This is a genomic window from Pelatocladus sp., assembly GCF_059505505.1.
Window position 1 is genome coordinate 14,595 of sequence record NZ_JCACKS010000255.1, and the last position, 17,667, is coordinate 32,261.

Sequence of the window (17,667 nt, forward strand, 5' to 3'; positions counted from 1 at the left end):
TACTCATTAACAACTGACAGATTATTTTTGCTCAAACTATCCACTCAAAAACATGAGCCATAAAGATGAAATCTGTATTATCTCTTGCAACAAAAATTTAAATATTAATTTACGTATGTCGGCATAAGTTAATCTTATGAAATAAATATCACTATTTTTCTTAATAGTAATTTAACTATCATTTAGTAGTGCCTCTAACAGAAATAGCCTGATTTGGCAATAATGTTGTAATTAAAAGATAGACTATACTACTCAAAATTTAACTATAATTTTTGCGAATTGTTTCCCTTTGTAAAATATATGGAGAAACTATTGACTTTTTGACAAGTGCTTTGAACTCAGAAGGCAGATTATGCAATTACTCTAAGGATTTTGAATTATTGTTAAAATGTCTCCAACAATGTGCAAGAGAAGACTTTATAATTCAACAGAAACCACTCTCCACATTAAAGTCTTCATCGCTGATCCAGAAAATTAATGGAGAATGCGACTAAGGTTTACAAAAGCCAAGAAGGCCGCCCTGTGGTAACCATGATTCCTCAGTCCTTTTTAAGAGAGGAGGTCGAATGACAATAAGTCCTCCGGAGCGAGAGGAAAAAAAGGCAAGAGTAATAGTCGATAATGACCCGGTACCCACTTCATTTGATCGTTGGGCTAAACCAGGACACTTCGACAGATCTCTAGCCAAAGGTCCCAAAACCACCACATGGATTTGGAACCTGCACGCACTCGCCCACGATTTTGATACACATACAAGCGATTTAGAAGACATTTCCCGCAAGATCTTCGCAGCCCACTTCGGTCACTTAGCCGTAGTGACTTTGTGGCTGAGCGGGATGATTTTCCACGGCGCTCGTTTTTCCAATTATGAAGCTTGGTTAAGCGACCCTCTCAACGTCAAACCTAGTGCTCAAGTCGTTTGGCCAATCGTTGGTCAAGATATTTTGAACGGGGATGTCGGCGGCGGCTTCCACGGTATTCAAATTACTTCTGGCTTGTTCCAAATTTGGCGTGGTTGGGGTATTACCAACTCGTTCCAACTGTACTGCACTGCTATAGGTGGTCTGGTATTAGCAGGCTTACTCTTGTTTGCTGGCTGGTTCCACTACCACAAGCGCGCTCCCAAGTTGGAATGGTTCCAGAATGCTGAGTCCATGCTGAATCACCACTTGCAAGTACTGCTAGGTTGTGGTTCCTTGGGCTGGGCAGGACACTTGATCCACGTATCCGCCCCCATCAACAAGCTGTTAGATGCAGGAGTCGCTGTCAAGGATATACCCTTGCCCCACGAGTTCATTCTGAACTCAGCGAACTTGATAGATCTGTATCCCAGTTTTGCTAAGGGTCTGGCACCATTCTTCACCTTGAATTGGGGTGTATATTCAGATTTCCTCACCTTCAAGGGAGGTTTGAACCCAGTTACAGGCGGCTTGTGGATGACAGATATTGCCCATCACCACTTGGCGATCGCGGTACTGTTCATCATTGCTGGTCATCAATATCGTACTAACTGGGGTATCGGTCACAGCCTCAAAGAGATCCTAGAAAACCACAAAGGTCCCTTCACCGGTGAAGGTCACAAGGGTCTCTATGAAAATATGATCACCTCTTGGCATGCTCAATTAGGAACTAACCTTGCCTTCTTGGGTTCGCTGACAATCATCGTGGCGCACCACATGTACGCGATGCCTCCGTATCCGTACTTGGCGACAGATTATGCCACCCAGCTGTGCATATTCACTCACCACATGTGGATTGGCGGCTTCTTGATTGTTGGTGGTGCCGCACACGCCGCCATCTTCATGGTGCGCGATTACGACCCAGTAGTGAACCAAAACAACGTTTTGGATCGGGTAATTCGCCACAGAGATGCAATCATCTCTCACTTGAACTGGGTATGTATATTCCTTGGCTTCCATAGCTTTGGACTCTACATTCACAACGACACAATGCGTGCCTTGGGACGTCCCCAAGACATGTTCTCTGATACTGCAATTCAGTTGCAGCCCGTATTTGCTCAGTGGGTGCAAAACCTGCACACTCTAGCTCCTGGTGCAACCGCACCCAACGCGCTTCAACCTGTTAGTTATGCCTTTGGCGGCGGTATCGTGGCTGTAGGCGGAAAAATCGCAATGATGCCCATTGCTTTGGGTACAGCCGACTTCTTGGTTCACCACATTCACGCCTTCACCATCCACGTTACAGTCCTCATTCTGCTCAAGGGCGTATTGTTTGCCCGCAGTTCTCGTCTAATTCCAGACAAGGCAAACTTAGGCTTCCGCTTCCCTTGCGATGGCCCTGGCCGTGGCGGCACCTGCCAAGTATCTGGTTGGGATCATGTCTTCCTTGGTTTGTTCTGGATGTATAACTCCATCTCGATTGTAATTTTCCACTTTAGCTGGAAAATGCAGTCTGACGTTTGGGGAACAGTAGACGCAGCTGGTAACGTGTCTCACATCACTGGTGGCAACTTCGCCCAGAGTGCCATTACCATCAATGGCTGGTTGCGTGACTTCTTGTGGGCGCAAGCTACACAAGTCATCAACTCCTATGGCAGCGCACTGTCTGCTTACGGATTGATGTTCTTGGGCGCACACTTCATTTGGGCATTCAGCTTAATGTTCCTGTTCAGTGGTCGTGGCTACTGGCAAGAACTAATTGAGTCCATTGTTTGGGCGCATAATAAACTGAAAGTAGCACCTGCAATTCAACCCCGCGCTCTGAGTATTATTCAAGGTCGGGCTGTTGGTGTCGCTCACTACCTATTAGGAGGAATTGCCACAACCTGGGCATTCTTCCACGCACACATTCTTTCAGTAGGTTAGCAATCAGCCAGAAGAGTTAGTCGTTAGTAGTTGGGAGTTAGTAAAACTTGGTTATTTGTTAATAGTTGATAATTCCTTTAACAACTGGCAACTAAATACTAAGTATCTAACAACTAACAACTAACAACTAACAAAGCTGATACGTGATGGCTAAAAGTCAGAGGACTTATCAAAAGCTATGGCAACAAAATTTCCAAAATTTAGCCAGGATCTCGCACAAGATCCGACTACACGTCGGATCTGGTATGCGATGGCTATGGGAAATGATTTTGAAAGCCATGATGGCATGACCGAAGAAAATCTTTACCAAAAGATTTTCGCTACTCACTTCGGTCATCTGGCAATCATTTTCCTGTGGGCTTCCAGCCTCTTATTCCACGTGGCCTGGCAAGGTAACTTTGAACAGTGGATTACAGACCCTCTTCATATCCGTCCTATTGCTCACGCGATTTGGGACCCCCACTTTGGTAAACCAGCGATCGAAGCTTTTACTCAAGGTGGTGCTAGCAACCCAGTAAATATTGCATACTCTGGTGTTTACCACTGGTGGTACACCATCGGTATGCGGACAAATGGCGACCTGTACGTGGGTTCCATCTTCCTGCTGGTGTTAGCATCTGTGTTCTTGTTTGCTGGTTGGCTGCACTTACAACCCAAATTCCGTCCTAGCCTAGCTTGGTTTAAGATGGCTGAGTCTCGTCTTAACCACCACTTGGCAGGTCTATTTGGTGTAAGTTCATTAGCTTGGACTGGTCACTTAGTCCACGTTGCGATCCCTGAATCTCGCGGACAGCACGTAGGCTGGGATAACTTCCTCAGTACCTTACCTCACCCAGCAGGCTTGCAGCCCTTCTTCACTGGTAACTGGGGTGTTTACGCGGAAAACCCTGACACCGCTAGCCATGTGTTTGGTACTTCCCAAGGCGCTGGTACTGCGATTCTAACTTTCTTGGGTGGCTTCCATCCCCAAACTGAATCGCTGTGGTTGACTGATATGGCTCACCACCACTTGGCGATCGCAGTTCTGTTTATTGTTGCTGGTCACATGTACCGAACCAACTTTGGCATCGGTCACAGCATCAAAGAAATGATGGATGCCAAAACCTTCTTCGGTAAGCCCGTTGAAGGCCCCTTCAACATGCCTCACCAAGGCATTTACGAAACTTACAACAATTCTCTGCACTTCCAGTTAGGTTGGCACCTGGCTTGCTTGGGTGTAATCACCTCCTTGGTAGCGCAACACATGTACTCTCTGCCTCCTTACGCATTTATTGCTAGGGACTACACAACTCAGGCAGCGCTGTACACTCACCACCAGTACATTGCTATATTCTTGATGCTCGGTGCTTTCGCTCACGGTGCCATCTTCTGGGTACGTGACTACGATCCCGAACAAAACAAGGGCAATGTACTTGAACGTGTACTGAAGCACAAAGAAGCGATCATCTCTCACCTCAGCTGGGTATCCCTATTCTTGGGCTTCCACACCTTGGGTCTGTATGTTCACAACGACGTAGTAGTTGCTTTTGGCACACCTGAAAAACAAATATTGATTGAGCCTGTGTTTGCTCAATTTATCCAAGCTTCTCACGGTAAAGCGCTGTACGGACTCAACGTTCTGTTGTCCAACCCAGATAGCGTTGCTTACACAGCTTATCCCAACTACGGTAACGTTTGGTTATCAGGCTGGCTGGATGCAATCAATTCTGGCACTAATTCTTTGTTCCTAACAATTGGCCCTGGTGACTTCCTAGTACATCATGCCTTTGCTCTGGCGATCCACACCACAGTACTGATATTAGTTAAAGGTGCTTTGGATGCTCGTGGATCTAAGCTGATGCCCGATAAAAAGGACTTTGGTTATGCCTTCCCTTGTGACGGTCCTGGTCGTGGCGGTACTTGCGACATCTCCGGTTGGGACTCCTTCTACCTAGCTACTTTCTGGGCATTAAACACAGTAGGTTGGGTGACATTCTACTGGCACTGGAAGCATCTAGGTATTTGGCAAGGAAACGTTGCTCAGTTCAACGAATCTTCTACTTATTTAATGGGCTGGTTCCGTGATTATCTGTGGGCTAACTCCGCTCAGTTAATTAACGGTTACAACCCATACGGCATGAACAACCTATCTGTTTGGGCTTGGATGTTCCTCTTCGGACACCTAGTTTGGGCAACTGGTTTCATGTTCCTCATCTCCTGGAGAGGTTACTGGCAAGAGTTGATCGAAACTCTTGTTTGGGCCCACGAACGTACTCCAATTGCGAACCTGGTTCGCTGGAAAGACAAGCCTGTTGCTTTGTCGATCGTTCAAGCTCGTTTGGTTGGTTTAACTCACTTCGCTGTGGGCTACGTCCTTACCTACGCAGCATTCCTGATTGCCTCGACGGCTGGTAAGTTCGGTTAATTCGACTACTAGTTTTGATAGATAAGCAATTAAAATCCCCTGCCGAAAGGTGGGGGATTTTGTTTAGATAATAAAACTAACTAGAGTCTTTGTTACCCAAAATGTTCTAGAGTGAAGATTGCATTATGTATAGTTTTGAGCTTGACGAAATCACCTGTGCGGAAAATAGTAATTGCCGGAAACTGGAAAATGTACAAAACTCAGGCAGAGTCTCAAGAGTTTTTACAAGGATTTCTGCCTGCCTTAGAAGAAACTCCCCAAGGCAGAGAAGTGGTATTATGCGTCCCCTTCACTGATTTAAATCTTTTATCCAAGAGTTTGCATGGTAGCCGTATACAACTGGGGGCGCAAAATGTCCATTGGGAAGAAAGTGGTGCCTATACGGGTGAAATTTCCGGACCGATGTTACAAGAAGTAGGAATACGCTATGTAATTGTCGGTCATAGTGAACGACGGCAGTATTTTGGGGAAACGGATGAAACCGTCAATTTACGCCTTAAAGCTGCTCAAAAGAATGATTTGACCCCGATTTTATGTGTAGGCGAAACAAAGCAACAACGAGATGCTGGGGAAACAGAATCGCTCATTATCAGGCAGTTAGAAAAAGGTCTAGTGAATGTTGATCAGACAAATTTAGTGATTGCTTACGAACCGATTTGGGCAATTGGTACTGGTGATACCTGTGAAACCAGTGAAGCCAATCGTGTCATCAGCGTCATTCGCAAGCAATTAAAAAATCCTGATGTCCCAATTCAATATGGCGGTTCAGTTAAACCGAATAATATTGATGAAATTATGATACAACCAGAAATTGATGGTGTGTTGGTGGGAGGAGCAAGTTTAGAACCTGCAAGTTTTGCCCGGATTGTAAATTATAAGTGAATTACAACTAGTGTGGTGGGCGTTGCCCACCTACTCTGTGGAAATGACAAGCAACTTAATTATTCGCGATCGCTATTTTGAGTGGGGACGGCGAACTTATTTAATGGGCGTTTTAAATGTCACCCCCGACAGTTTTAGTGATGGTGGTGAATTTAATGCGATCGCTACTGCTTTGACACAGGCGCAAGCACTCCAAGCCGCAGGAGCAGATATTATTGATATTGGTGGTCAATCAACCCGACCAGGAGCAGAGCAAATTTCAACTGCTGAAGAACTTAACCGTGTTTTACCTATATTGCAGGTATTAAGGTCAAAAATTTACATCCCTGTTTCTATAGATACTACACGCTCAGAAGTAGCGATCGCTGCGGTAAAAGCAGGTGCAGATATCGTTAATGACATTTCTGGAGGTATATTTGATCCAGAAATGTTATCGTCTGTAGCAAAGTTAGATGTGCCTATTATATTAATGCATACCCGTGGAAACCCACAAGATATGCAAAAAATGACTGATTATCAAGATTTGATGAGTGAAATTTGTAATTTTTTATCAGAACGAATTGCAGCAGCAATAGCTGCGGGTATTAATCAAACGCAAATAATCATTGATCCTGGTATCGGTTTTGCCAAGAACTACGAGCAAAATTTAGAAATCTTTCGCCGCCTACCAGAACTAAGAAAGCTCAATTGCCCTATTTTAGTAGGGCCATCGCGTAAAAGTTTTATTGGTCGCGTTTTAGACCAACCAGACCCAAAAGCTCGTGTCTGGGGAACGGCTGCGGCGTGTTGTGCTGCAATCTTTACGGGAGCCGATATCCTGCGAGTTCACGATGTCAAACAAATGCATGATGTTTGCTTAGTTGCAGATGCAATTTTTCGACAGTCGTAATTAAACCTCGTCCAAGTTGAGAACTGGAGTTTTTCAAAACAGAACTCTAACAGGGAACAGTTTAGGATTTGGGAGTAAAACCTAATTAAGAAAAAACTACGGCTCCGACTTTGTACCCTTGTCACTAGCCACAAAAATTGCAATTGCGTTGCTGTTTGGGGCGGGTTTTCAGCCAGCCTTCCTTATAAAGAACCATTCTCTGATTTCTTGTTATTAGCTTCTTGAGATACTGTCTCTGAGATCAAATCCATCATATCAGCCGATTTGCCAGGATCTACAAACACGACTTTAGCATTTTCACTTTCACCTAGTCTGTAGCTGGCATTGATATAATCTTGTGCTACAAGATACCGCAAGATATCCTTACTCTCAGAATTAGTACGTAAGGCTTCCGAAATGATTTCCATCGATCTCTTAGTTCCTTCTGCTTTTTTAACTGCGGCTTGCCGTTCTCCTTCTGCTTCTAAAATAGCAGCACGACTTTTAATTTCAGCAGCTCGCTGCTCTTCCATCGACTTCCGTACACTTTCGGGTAAGGTAATACTTTGAATATCTACACGAATAACTTCTACTCCCCATTTTGGTGTAATTGCATTTAAAGCATCTAGTATGGCTCTATCCATATCACTGCGTGAGACATTGGTTTCTTCCAAGGTGTGTTGAGCAAGGATTTCTCTAATAGTGGTTGTAGACAATTGTGTCAGGGCGGCTTGCAAGTCTTCTATCTCGTAATAACTTCTCCTGATATCTTGAATATGCCAGTAAACTACTGCATCAATTTCTACAGAGATATTATCTTTACTGATAATATTTTGAGGCTTGATGTCTAAGATTTGTTCTCTTCTTGTATCTTCCATCACTATTTGATCTAGCAAGGGAATAATAAAGTTTAGCCCTGGGTTAAGTTTGCGATGATACTTACCCAAACGCTCCACCAGAGCCTCATTTCCTTCATTAATTAGTTTTGCAGATCCTAAAGCATAGCCTATAAGGACTAAAACTATAGCAATAATTGGTTCCATACATGCTCCTGATTAAGCTTTGAGGTAATTTACTTTTTACTTTAAGGACTTAATTCTACTCTGTCCTAATTTTTATGTGTTTATAGTTTGAATATAGTTGAATGTGTAAGTTAATATCACAAGCAGTGTCTTCAGGCAAGACCTCTAGAACCCACATTCCGCAGGTTAGTCATTTTTAAAGTAAGTGATAAAATTAGCATTACTCCTGGGGCATTTGTGTTGTTTAACCCCGAAAGCGACAGCAGAAACGACACAACAACTGTTGGTGTACTCCGTACTACCTTTACTTTTTAACTAATTCGGCGGAATTCCCCATCCGCCTGTGCGGTGGGGATGTGCCTCACAATTCATCTTCTGCCTCGTTTTCCCAATCTGAGGTAGCGTTAGAGTCGGTAACTTCTACTACATCATCTGCAAAGCGAATAATTGCTCCATCAAAAAATTGTGCCAGACGTTGGGCAGCGATCGCTCCTTCATCACTTTCCCAATTGGCTGCTGACATCTGATGTTGTGGTGTGGGCAAACTTTGCGCCGCAGCAGGATTTGTTGACGATTCTGTTTTTGTAATAAGTGGTTTTACTGGTTGATGATTTTCAGCTACAGGTGATTGTGGTTGATTGTAACTAGGTAGAGAGGGCTGATGAGCTTGAGGAGTATTATTTTGAGGAAAATCTTTTTTTCCATTACTAGGTGAAGTTTTTACCTGGTTTGGAACCAAGCTCACCTTATATTTTTGCTGAAAAACTTTTACAAAAGCGGCTTCCACATCGGCTAATTTACCTTGAGCAAGTTTCATCAGCTTTGGTGGTACACCTACAACAGCAACACCATCGCCGATACTTAATAAGCGTCCGTGCTGATTCAAGAGTGCTTTGGCAGGTATTGGCAAATATTCCACTATTTTTTGCCAAGTTCCTTCCAATGATTCTTCAGTGGAAGATGGGGAGGTGGGCGGTGTGCTGGGAGTGGGGGAAGAAAACGCAGGGAGTGTTTTATCTAAATTCCCTGTGTCTGCGTCGTGTTGTCGTGTCGTAGTCGTGTTAGAGTGTCCGTGCGTTGTCGTTTCTGCGTGTCCCTGTGTCACCTTACCGTTAGAGACTGGGGAAGGCGGGATAAAAGGAGTTGGTGATACTGTGGGTGCTACACGGCTTGTTGTTGCTGGTTGAGCGCTAATAATAGTTGCTGAAGGTAGCAATCCCAGTAATGTGACTTCTAACCACAAGCGTGGTTGGGTGGTGTTTTTTAGTTGCACCTCAGCAGTTCTCAGGTGTTGTTGTCCTTGTAAAATTGTGCTGGTATCTAAATTTTGAGCAGAATTAACAAGAGCTTGCCAAGTTTGAGGAGTACAAGCAACCAAGTTTTGACGGTTGGGTGCTGTTTTGGCTATGAGTAAATCGCGATAAAAAGCAGCCAGATTTTGGAGAACAATCAGAGGTTCTCGACCACGATCTAGAATTTGACGAGTACAATCTAGAACTGCTTCGGGATTGTCTTTGGCGATCGCACTCAAAAGTGTGAGCAAGTCCTTTTCACTTACTGAACCTACCAAATCCCAAACTCGATCCGGCGTGACTTCCCCTGACAATAAACTTAGTTGGTCGAGTAAGCTTTCAGCATCCCGCAATCCTCCCTGAGCAATTTGAGCCACAAGCGTAATCGCTTCCCAATTAATATTAATGTTTTCTTTGGTAGCAATCATATTTAAGTGCTGCACCATTGCTTCTAGGGGTATCCGACGAAAGTCAAACCGTTGACACCGGGAAATAATTGTCGGTAGTACCCTTTGCGGATCTGTTGTTGCGAGGACAAAGACTACATGTTTAGGTGGTTCTTCTAGAGTTTTAAGTAGCGCATTGAATGCGGCGGTACTGAGCATATGACAATTATGCACCAGTAGCCCATTAGCAACAAAGTTGTGATTGTCTGCTACTTCAATATCATAAACTTGCTCAACCCCAGCGAGGCTGACAGATTCGACCGTTTCCAAACTTGTAGTCCATTGAAGGGTTATATGTTTTTTGCCCGTAGGTATTACCTTTAAATTGGTGTCCACTAACAAATCGCCGGATGCGTCCATCTCCATCTGTCCCAAATTTGTAAATGGGAGTAGCACATCCGCATTCGCAGGGGACAGTATCCTCATTCCTTCTTTTACGTCTTTTGCTGCTATCCATCCCCTATCTGTCCTAATTAGATGATTGCCAGTGCATTTGATTTCGCAGCTAGTTGTCTTAATAACTAAGGTTTGACGTTCACCCCGATCTAGCCAGCGAGTAACTTTTTTATACTCCCATTGTCCTGTAGAGTCGTTATAACTGAGTACTTTTTTATCTTTAATTTTGGGATTATCAATTCTGATCAATCCCTTATCAGTTAATACCAAAGAATCACCTGTCAGACACTCATCGACCACATACACTTTATATCGACATTGAACAGGGGCAAATTGCGCCCTTTCGATCATCTCTCTGATGTTGTCTACGCCTGTATTGCTGGCAGCATCTATTTCAATTACATCTAAAGAATAACCCTTGGTGATTCCCTGACAAACATCACACACACCACAGGGTTCAGCTGTCGGTTTGTCACTTTTAAGACAATTGAGTGATTTAGCTAAAATGCGGGCGCTAGAGGTTTTACCTGTACCTCTTGGCCCTGTGAATAAATAGGCTGGTGCAATTTTGGATGCACGAATAGCATTAGTGAGAGTGGTAGCGATCGCTTCTTGTCCCACTAGTTCAGCAAAACTCTTTGGGCGGTACTTATGGTGCAGAGGTTCGTAAGACATAGATGGCAATGCCTTTTCTGTTTTGGGAGTCGCACCCAGTCGAGTTTGGGATTCAATCATTTTAGCTAAACAAGGGAATTTTTAAGAGTGGGGAAAGAGCATCGGGAATCGGGGATCAGGAAACGAGACCTCTTGCAAAAGTCGAATGAACCCCCCTCAATCCCCCCGTGAACGGAGGGAAGATTTAGTTCCCTCCCCGTAAACGGGGAGGGTTAGGGTGGGGTAAAAATATTTTTGCAAGAGGTCTACGGAAGGGGGACAAGGGAGTGTGAGAAGACAAGGGAGAATTATTTAACAAGTCTGTTCCCAATGCCCATTCAAATGCGTAGCGACTGGTCATAGACATCGCTACAATCTTAGGGTAAACAAAACTCAGGGGGTGCCGGAGATGCTCAAACGGCTCATTCAATGGTTAAAAAGGTTTTTTCAACGCTTATTGGGCAACCAAAAGGCTCCAGCAGCATTTGGGAGTAATCATTTAAAAGAACCACCTCCACCCCTAAGTGATACAGATTTAGAATTTCTGTTCACCGAATTGTTAGAAGGAGTAAATCAAGCCAGAGGACAACACTGGGCGCTGAAGTGGCTACATAACATTGAGCATCGTGTCTCAACAGAACGTTGGATAGAGTGGTTGCATCGCTTTGGTGAAAAATTGCTAGCATCACCTTCTCCTAATACTGAATTAGCTGCTCGGATGGTGCAATTAGGGGAATTAGAAGTTGGAGAAGTGGGAGATGCTGCTCATAATATTGGGATGCAATTATTGGCACGTAATCAAGGAGAACCAGTATGGGAATATGAAGGCCCAGATGTCCAAATAGGAACCTTTACCTCAGCAGTAGATACTGGTGTAGAAAATTTCCCAACCGATCAAGTCTTCCAAGCAGCAGATGAAGTACAAAATCTCCCTGAAGGAGAATTTCAAACCGTAACCCTGGATGAATTGCTGATTCTTATGCAGCAGGATGATAACTTACGTGAGATGATTGCTCAACAATTGGGAATTGAGACTGAAGATCCGCAAACGATTATCCAAGCTTTGATTGATCAATTTCATGCTGCTAATCAATCAACAACAGAACAAGGATAAATTATTGCGCTCCTGGTGGGCGCAGTTTAAATACTGTAGTTGGAGACACAGAAGCGGAAAAACTTATTTCATACATCTTGTGTACGCAGTTCATAATGATCGCTCAATAGCTAGATTGATATTTTTAGTTAAATTTTATAGTACATAAATACTAAAATATTCCCAGGGAAAATGTCAAAGTTTTTGAAACAATTGCTGATACCTTGTAAAATTTTGTAATGTATTGATAACTGATAACTGATAAATAGGATTTAAATCAAAGTGGTACGTTAAAGCAACAAACACACAAATTATTGGATTCGCTTCAGTCGGACAAAAAGTCCGAAACTATTTTGTTGTTTGTTACTAAATATTGTTGGAGCCACTGTGAAAATACCTGTGTACTACCTGGACAAAATTCGTGCTGCTTATCCCAATCTTGACTTTGAACATCTAGATTTTAATCAAGATGGAATGGTTAATGATGTAGTAATAGTCAATCACGAGCTTGTTTGTCGCTTTGCTAAAGAAGATTGGGGAAAAGAGATTCTTGTTCAGGAAGCAAAATTATTAGAAATCGTCAAACGCTACGTAGATTTACCTGTTCCCCAATTTCAACTAGAAGCAGGTTTTGTTAGCTACTCATATATTCCGGGTGAACCGCTTTCTCGCAACACCCTATTAAAGTTAAATGATACTGTGCGATCGCGTATTATTTCACAACTCGCTACATTTCACTATCAGTTACACAGTATCCCGACAGAAATTTTAGTAGAGGCTGAGATATCCACCTCTAGTACTGTGCGATCGCGCCAAGATTGGTTACAACTGTACGAACAAGTTCAAGAAAATCTCTTTCCCCATCTTTGGCGTCATCAGAAAACTTGGATACACGAATTATTTGCGCCTGTGGTGTCGGGTGAACTCGACTTTAACTACACACCTGTACTCATTAATGGTGATTTGGCAGTGTATCACGTTTTGTTTGACCCTGTATCAGAAAATATTAGTGGTGTGATCGATTTTGGTGTTGCTGGCTTTGGTGATCCGGCTTGTGATATTGCTGTTCAACTCAGCCATTATGGAGAGAGTATTGTGTGGCAAATGGAAAAAGATTATCCCATGCTAAGAGATGTTATCGACCGAGCGCGATTCTGGGCGGGGACTTTAGAGCTTCAGTGGGCTAATTATGGTCTCAAGTATAACGATACTTCCCTATTGCTAGCACATATTGGTTTGGCAACAGACATTCAACCACTCATAGAAATCTCGACATTGCGTTCACCGAAATAACAAATGCGTTCACCGAAATAACAAATGCGTTCGCCGAAATAACAAATGCGTTCGCCGAAATAGCAAATGCGTTCGCCGAAATAGCAAATGCGTTCACCGAAATAACAAATGCGTTCGCCGAAATAACAAATGCGTTCGCCGAAATAGCAAATGCGTTCACCGAAATAGCAAATGCGTTCGCCGAAATAGCAAATGCGTTCGCCGAAATAACAAATGCGTTCGCCGAAATAACAAATGCGTTCGCCGAAGTAACAAATGCGTTCGCCGAAATAGCAAATGCGTTCACCGAAATAACAAATGCGTTCGCCGAAATAGCAAATGCGTTCACCCCTTGGGGGAATTCAAAAGGCGATCGCCAACCCCAAATCCTCAAAGCTACTAAGTTAATCCCCAATCCCTATTTTCAAGACAAGTTACTCATTGACAATTATGTATACTATGGACTTGACCTTTACTGAGGGAATAGCTATAAATTTTAGACCAGTATCTTACTGTAGAATTAGTTAGATATTTTAGTTACATTTATACGATTTTTCTCTGTAGAAAATCTAACGGGTTTTTACGTAATTGATGAGTTTTTTCAAACATCGATCGCTAAAATCTATATGAAAATCACCTAAGAGTTTCCGAAATGCTCAAGTGGCTATTACAGTGGGTTAAAAAATTATGGAAGTCCCCCTATGGCAGAAAGCAGACTGCTGGTAGCAAAGCTATGGCAGGATATCAGGTTGTACAGCAGCTACCAGAACTGACAAACGCGGATCTGGAATTTTTGTTTACCCAACTGCTGGAAGGCGTGTATCAGGCGCGAGGACAGCACTGGGCGATCAAATATCTGCAACGGATGGAACACCGAATCAGTACAGATCGCTGGATAGAGTGGCTGTTAAATTTTGGCGAGAAATTACTCACCTCACCTGCACCAAATAATCACATAGCAGAAAGGATGGTGCAATTAGGTGAGTTGAAGATTGGAATGATCGGAGACCTTGCCTACGATATTGGTATACGCCTGTTAACACGCAATCTAGGCGGACAATATTGGCAAACTGATGCAGAAGAACTTGAAATTCCAGACCCAGTACCTACGCCTATTCCCTTACCACAACTAGAATTAACCTCAAATCTACCAAATCAAGACGAGGAAAACACTATATCTACACTTGTTCCGGAAACACCAGGGATAGATTTGATACGCAATCTTGGAGAACTTTTGTGGGAATATGAAGAAGATAATGTAGCAAGTAAAACACTGATTAATTTTGTTCCGCCTTTGAAGATAGTAAAAGAGGATACTGTTTGGCAAGACTATGAAGAAGAAACTTGGATCAGAGAAAGTCTCGTACCCACAGTGCTAGATGAATCTTGGAAAAATTCATCGCCAATAGTAGACACTTCACTGGATGATTTATTAGTGAGGTTAGAGCAGAGTACTAATTTAGTACAACAATTAGCTGTGGGATTGGGAATTCAAACCAACGACACTCATGCGATTATTGAGGCCCTCAGCGATGAAGCTAATGGAAATAGTGTCCAAGCAGAAGCATGGTTTTACGAAGGTCTGCAACAAGCTAAAATAGGTGACTTGGCAGGAGCGCTGAAATACTATAATAAAAGCTTAGAATTAAATCCTGATGCTTATGAATATTGGTTTAACCGGGGTTTAACACTATTTTATTTAGGAAATTTTACCGAAGCGATCGCCTCTTATGATCAAGCGATTGGGATTAAAGCTGATTTTTACAAAGGCTGGTATAACAGAGGTGCAGCTTTAAGTGAGTTAGGAAATTTTACCGAAGCGATCACCTCATTTGATGAAGCTTTAAAATTGAAAAGTGACTACCAAGAAGCTTGGTCTGCACGAGGCTTGTTACAGTTAAAACTAGGAAATTTACCCGAAGCAATTGCTAGTTTTGATGCTTCATTACAAATGCAACCCCAAGATCCAGAAAGCTGGTATTTCCAGGGAACTGCATTAGCAGAAGCCGGACAAAATTATGATGCGATCGCCTGCTATGATCAAGCCATTGAATATTATCCTGAATTTGATTTGGCTTGGTATAAGCGAGGCGTAGCACTATTTAACATCGGTAACTGGGAAGATGCGATCGCGAATTATCATCAAGCAATTCAAATCAACCCTGAATGTTATCAAGCTTGGTATGGATTGGCTGGTGTCAAGGAAAAATTAGGCCAGATTGAAGCAGCGATCGCAGCCTATGATCGATCTACACAAATTCAACCCAACTTCCACGAAGCTTGGATTGATCGAGGCGTAATCTTAGCAAATCTAGGAAAATGGCAAGAAGCGATCGCTTCCTGGGACAAAGCTATAGCTATTAATCCTGATTTTTATTTAACCTGGTTTAACCGGGGTGTAGCCTTGGACAATTTGGGACACCGCCAAGAAGCGATCTCATCCTACAACAAAGCCATAGAAATACAAAACGATTTTTACCTTGCTTGGTACAATCGGGGTTTAGCCCAATTTTATTTAGGACAATTTGAAGAAGCGATTGTTTCTTATGATAGCGCTTTACAAATTCAACCAGACTACTGGGAAGCTTGGCTAGGTCGAGGTAGTGCTGCTGGAAATGCAATTATGCTGGAATGGCAATCTAATGTTTATAGTAGCATCGCGACTGATAATCATGTCCTCAACGAACGTGGGTATGAAGGAAAATTGGCAAGTTATCAGGAAGGGTTGAGATATGTTAATCCAAATACTCATCCTGAAGGCTGGGGTAGATTATATCTGGCGATCGGTAATGCTCACTATGATCGCGGTAAAAGACATCCTCTACCCCGTAATTATTGGCTAGAAGCTGCTGCTGCTTACGAAAATGCACTGATTACCCTCACAGATGAAGTCTTTCCTCTGTTGCATTTAGAGACTCTGCAAAATCTCATCAAAACCTTAGTAGTTTTAGGAGAAACAAAACAAGCACACCAATACCAACAACATGGTATTTATTTGTTGCAAAGTCTGTTAAATGAACCTACTCGCGGCGATGCAGACAAAAAACAACTGGCTTTAAGATTTGTGGGTTTAGGACAATTAGCAGTTGATATAGCCATACAATTTGGGGAATTAGCACAAGGTTGGGAAATTGCCGAATATGGCAAAAATGCTTGTTTTACCTGGCTATTTTCTGATTTGTCTAAGCAAATTACCTCACCCCATTACACGGAAATTCACCAATTACTTAATCCCAAAACGGCAATTATTTACTGGCATATTAGCCCATGTACATTACGCACTTTTGTAATTAAATATAAATCGCCTGAACCAATTCCCATTTTTACACCTGTACTCAACTTTGCCTCAATTAATGATTTACCTGTACCTGAAGCAGTTGCACGTTTGAGTGCATTTGAAGATTGGATAGAACAATGGCATCAACAATATCAAGAATATTTCAGTTTCAGTGAAGAAGAACAAAACAGAAACAAGTATTCCTGGGACTTAGACATTGAACGTAAGCTGCTACAACTCAAAAAAATACTTAATATTTCTGCGATTGTCCAAGAACTAGAAGACATCAATCAATTAATTTTGATCCCTCACCGTGACTTGCACAAATTACCTCTTCATGCACTTTTTTATCTAGATTATCTTGGTGATGAAGAATCACAACACATGTCATCTCATTTCACAATAAATTATCTCTCAAGCGCACAGATGGGTTTATCTCTCAAAGTAAACTCTATAGAAAAAACAGATGAAAAACAGATGTTATGTGTTGAGCAAGCTACAGGTTCCTCAAAACAAAAATTTGCCAAGGTTGAAACTGAAGTAATAAGTCAAATATTTGCTAATTTTCAATGTATTCCAGAAGCACGAGCAACTAAAGAGTATGTAAAAAATTGCCTACTCAAGGATTACAATATATTTCATTTTATGGGACAAATAATTGAGAATTATAGTCAACCATATGCATCAGAATTAGTATTAGCCAATCAAGCGAAAGTCACTCTTGCAGAACTTGATATCAATCAATTAGCAAACTACAAACTTCTTACCTTCTGCAATATCGAAACCACTTGTGCTAATTCCCAAACTATTACTACTGAATATACTGGTTTAGCTACTGGTTTGCTGAATTTGGGAATTCCTCACATAGTCACTAATCTCTGGAATGTAGAATCTCCAGCTAGCACTTTGGTGAGCATAGAGTTTTATCAACGAATCAAGCAAAATAAATCACCTGCGATCGCTTTGGCAGAAACAATACTATGGCTGAAGGAATTAACTGCTTCTGAACTCACACAATGGTATGAACAATTGTTAGAAAAAATGCCTTCAGAGGGATTAAGAATTAAAACACATCTAGCATCGGAACTATACAGAACTAGTCAAATGACACCAGAGACAAAAATTTATCATCATCCCTATTATTGGGCAGGATTTAAGATTACAGGGTAAATTGGACTTGGGTTGACATCTCCCCCGGTTGAAACACGGGGGATTCTAAACTGATGTTGCTACGGG

10 protein-coding genes and 1 pseudogene are annotated in these 17,667 nt (G+C 42.4%); 8 read left to right on the forward strand and 3 right to left on the reverse strand.

Annotation, left to right across the window (positions count from 1 at the left end; all coding sequences use genetic code 11):
• Positions 1–566: 566 nt before the first annotated feature.
• From psaA to folP, 4 genes are all read left to right on the forward strand, one after another.
• Entirely contained in the window at positions 567–2,825 is a 2,259-nt protein-coding gene (gene psaA / locus AC5JMK_RS26680; RefSeq protein WP_096678020.1) for a photosystem I core protein PsaA, read from the forward strand.
• 178 nt (positions 2,826–3,003) lie between these two features.
• Positions 3,004–5,229, forward strand: a complete 2,226-nt coding sequence (gene psaB, locus AC5JMK_RS26685) for a photosystem I core protein PsaB (RefSeq protein ID WP_096678019.1) — start codon at positions 3,004–3,006, stop codon at positions 5,227–5,229.
• Positions 5,230–5,418: 189 nt separating this feature from the next.
• On the forward strand, positions 5,419–6,111 hold the full coding sequence (gene tpiA / locus AC5JMK_RS26690; protein WP_495911365.1) for a triose-phosphate isomerase: 693 nt from the start codon (positions 5,419–5,421) through the stop codon (positions 6,109–6,111).
• A gap of 43 nt (positions 6,112–6,154) precedes the next feature.
• Positions 6,155–7,000 (forward strand): dihydropteroate synthase, encoded by an 846-nt coding sequence (gene folP / locus AC5JMK_RS26695; protein WP_096678017.1) that lies wholly within the window; start codon positions 6,155–6,157, stop codon positions 6,998–7,000.
• A gap of 182 nt (positions 7,001–7,182) precedes the next feature.
• Here folP and AC5JMK_RS26700 read toward each other — a convergent pair whose 3' ends face one another.
• Positions 7,183–8,022 carry an SPFH domain-containing protein gene (locus AC5JMK_RS26700; protein ID WP_096678016.1) on the reverse strand — a complete coding sequence of 280 codons (840 nt, stop codon included), beginning with the start codon at positions 8,020–8,022 and terminating at the stop codon, positions 7,183–7,185.
• 174 nt (positions 8,023–8,196) lie between these two features.
• Here AC5JMK_RS26700 and AC5JMK_RS26705 point away from each other — a divergent pair.
• A pseudogene (locus AC5JMK_RS26705) lies at positions 8,197–8,316 on the forward strand (carbohydrate porin); the annotation flags it as partial.
• A gap of 46 nt (positions 8,317–8,362) precedes the next feature.
• Here AC5JMK_RS26705 and dnaX read toward each other — a convergent pair.
• Positions 8,363–10,810 (reverse strand): DNA polymerase III subunit gamma/tau, encoded by a 2,448-nt coding sequence (dnaX, locus tag AC5JMK_RS26710; RefSeq protein WP_495911369.1) that lies wholly within the window; start codon positions 10,808–10,810, stop codon positions 8,363–8,365.
• 388 nt (positions 10,811–11,198) lie between these two features.
• On the opposite strand from dnaX, the gene AC5JMK_RS26715 reads away from it, so the two are divergent.
• Both AC5JMK_RS26715 and AC5JMK_RS26720 read left to right on the forward strand, forming a co-directional pair.
• On the forward strand, positions 11,199–11,903 hold the full coding sequence (locus AC5JMK_RS26715; RefSeq protein WP_096678015.1) for a hypothetical protein: 705 nt from the start codon (positions 11,199–11,201) through the stop codon (positions 11,901–11,903).
• Positions 11,904–12,269: 366 nt separating this feature from the next.
• The gene (locus AC5JMK_RS26720) at positions 12,270–13,175 is read left to right on the forward strand and encodes a phosphotransferase family protein (RefSeq protein WP_495911366.1); all 906 of its coding nucleotides are present in this window, start codon (positions 12,270–12,272) and stop codon (positions 13,173–13,175) included.
• On the opposite strand, the gene AC5JMK_RS26725 is transcribed toward AC5JMK_RS26720, so the two are convergent.
• Complete coding sequence (locus AC5JMK_RS26725) at positions 13,141–13,503, reverse strand: hypothetical protein (RefSeq protein WP_495911367.1); 363 nt, start codon at positions 13,501–13,503, stop codon at positions 13,141–13,143. The genes AC5JMK_RS26720 and AC5JMK_RS26725 overlap by 35 nt on opposite strands.
• 303 nt (positions 13,504–13,806) lie before the next feature.
• Here AC5JMK_RS26725 and AC5JMK_RS26730 point away from each other — a divergent pair, with 303 nt between their 5' ends.
• Positions 13,807–17,601 (forward strand): tetratricopeptide repeat protein, encoded by a 3,795-nt coding sequence (locus AC5JMK_RS26730; protein WP_495911368.1) that lies wholly within the window; start codon positions 13,807–13,809, stop codon positions 17,599–17,601.
• Positions 17,602–17,667: the final 66 nt, after the last annotated feature.